At 74.0% G+C, this 2,577-nt stretch carries 3 protein-coding genes; 2 read left to right on the top strand and 1 reads right to left on the bottom strand.

Annotated elements, in window-relative coordinates:
- Positions 1-1,927 (bottom strand): non-ribosomal peptide synthetase (locus ACXJKL_RS19115; RefSeq protein ID WP_457208582.1); only part of this gene is annotated, 1,927 nt, incomplete at its 3' end.
- 228 nt (positions 1,928-2,155) lie between these two features.
- Here ACXJKL_RS19115 and ACXJKL_RS19110 point away from each other — a divergent pair.
- Together ACXJKL_RS19110 and ACXJKL_RS19105 are read left to right on the top strand one after the other, a co-directional pair.
- Positions 2,156-2,446 (top strand): metal-sensitive transcriptional regulator, encoded by a 291-nt coding sequence (locus ACXJKL_RS19110; protein WP_056887889.1) that lies wholly within the window; start codon positions 2,156-2,158, stop codon positions 2,444-2,446.
- Between the two features lie 11 nt (positions 2,447-2,457).
- Positions 2,458-2,577, top strand: a 120-nt coding sequence (locus ACXJKL_RS19105) for a cation transporter (protein WP_457208583.1), incomplete at its 3' end; no start/stop codon positions are given.

The raw sequence follows: 2,577 nt of genomic DNA, 5'->3' as shown, positions 1-2,577 counted from the left end.
ACACCGGGTACGACGGCAACCACGCGACGTCCAGCACCCGGTGGCCCAGCGTGGAGCCCAGGGCCAGCCAGCTGAGCCAGCGCATCCCGGCCAGCGCCCGCAGCGGCAGCAGCGCGGCCAGCTGGCCGCCCTGGCTCTTGGGTGGCAACGGGCGGACCTCGCGCCGGGTCGCGGTGGAGCCGTTGGTCGAGGCGCCCGCGAAGGTGGCGAGCACGTCGGCGAGGGCCGCGACCGTGGGGTTCGCGTAGACGTCGCCCACCACCGTCTCGGGATAGCGCTCGCGGATGCGGCTGACCACCTGCGCCGCGGTCAGCGACCCGCCGCCGAAGTCGAAGAAGTCGTCGCCGGGTCCGGTGACCTCGGCGCCGAGCACGTCGGCCCAGATCTCCGCGATCCAGGCCTGGGTCTCGTCGAGGCCGGCCGGCGCCGGCGCGGTCGTGGACGCCGGCAGGGGCCACGGCAGGGCGTCCCGGTCGACCTTGCCCGACGTGCGGGTCGGCAGGGTGTCGAGCACGGCGAGGCGAGGCACCAGGGCCGCCGGCAGGCGGCGGCGGAGCAGCTCGAGGGCCGTCGCCGCGTCGTACGACGGGTCGACCGCGAGGTAGCCGACCAGCAGCCGGTTGCCGGACCGGGTCGACCTGACGGCGGCCGCGGCGCCGTTGACGCCGGGCAGCCGGAGGAGCTGCTCGTCGATCTCGCCCAGCTCGATCCGGCGCCCGCCGAGCTTGACCTGGTCGTCCGCCCGGCCGGCGAAGACCAGGCCGACCGGGTCGTTGCGCACCACGTCGCCGGAGCGGTAGGCGCGGTCCCACCCGAGGCTGGGCATCGGCGCGTACTTCTCGGCGTCCTTGGCCGGGTCGAGGTAGCGCGCGAGCCCGACGCCGCCGATGATCAGCTCGCCGGACTCACCCTCGGCGACCGGGTCGCCTTGTGCGTCGACCACGGCGAGGTCCCAGCCGTCGAGCGGCAGCCCGATCCGGACCGGGTCCGAGCCGTCGAGCAGCGCGCCGCACGCGACCACGGTCGCCTCGGTGGGACCGTAGGTGTTCCAGACCTCGCGCCCCTCGCGCTGCAGCCGGGCGGCCAGCTCGGGCGGGCACGCCTCGCCGCCCATGATCAGCAGCCGCACCCGGTCCAGGGAGCTCGCGGGCCACAGCGCCACCAGCGTCGGCACCGTGGAGACGACGGTGACGTCGTTGGCCACCAGCCACGGCCCGACGTCGACGCCGCTGCGCACCAGCGAGCGGGGCGCCGGCACCAGGCACGCGCCGTACGCCCAGGCCAGCCACATCTCCTCGCAGCTCGCGTCGAACGCGACGCTCAGCCCCGCCATCACGCGATCACCCGGACCGATGGGTCGCTCCTGGAGGAAGAGCCGGGCCTCGGCGTCGACGAAGGCGGCGGCGTTGCGGTGGGTGACGGCGACGCCCTTGGGTGCGCCGGTCGACCCGGAGGTGAAGATGACCCACGCGTCGTCGTCGGGGGTGGGGACCGTGGGGACGCCGTCGGGATCCCCGGGGCCCGCGTGACGGTCCCCGCGGGGCGCGATCACCAGGTCGTTGCCGATCACCGCCGCCGCCCGGGACTCCTCGAACACCACCCGCGCCCGCTCGTCGGGGTCGTCGGCGTCCACGGGCACGTAGGCGGCGCCGGCACAGAGGATGCCCAGGATGGCCACGTAGAGGTCCGTGGTCCCGGACTTGAGGCGGATCCCGACCTTGTCGCCGCGGCGTACGCCGAGCGCCGCGAGCTCCACGGCGACGGCGTCGGCCGCCTCGAGGAGATCGGCGTAGGTGAGCACCGCGAAGCCGCTGTCGATCGCGGGGGCCTCGGGGAACCGGCGTGCCGTGCCGCGCAGGATGTCGACCAGGGTGCGGGGCGCGGGCGCGCGGTCGGACGCCAGCAGGGCGGGAAGAGGCGACGTCACCCGTCGAGTGTCGTGCATCCGGACGTCCAGCGGGTGACCTGACGGCGACCAAGTTGGGCGCAGGCGACCCGGCGCCGCCCCCCCGGGCGCGCCGTCGACGGATGGGTGAACAGTGGCAGCTGAGTCACCGGCTGACTCAGCTCGCAGCGCCGGCGCCCCCGTGCTGATCGTCGGGCCCGGAGAACGCCGGCCGAGGCGCCCATACCCCCTAGGGGTACTATCGCACGTATGGAGCACAGCTACGTCGCACACGGGACCAAGGACAAGCACCTGCAGCGCCTCAAGCGCATCGAGGGCCAGGTGCGCGGGCTGCACCGGATGGTCGACGAGGAGCAGTACTGCATCGACATCCTCACCCAGGTCTCCGCAGTGACCCGCGCCCTGCAGTCACTGTCCCTGGCCCTGCTCGACGAGCACATGGAGCACTGCGTCGTCGAGGCCGTCCGGGAGGGCGGCGACGAGCAGCAGGCCAAGCTCAAGGAAGCCAGCGCGGCGATCGCGCGGCTCGTGAAGTCCTGAGGAGGACCCGGATGACCACCCAGACCCAGACCTACACCGTGACCGGCATGACGTGCGGCCACTGCGTCGCCAGCGTCACCGAGGAGATCGGCGAGATCTCCGGCGTGGAGTCCGTGGACGTCGTCCTCGAC

The sequence above is a fragment of the Nocardioides sp. P5_C9_2 genome (assembly GCF_054049555.1).
Note: the sequence above shows the minus strand (reverse complement) of the source record. Positions and strands in the feature narration are given on the sequence as shown.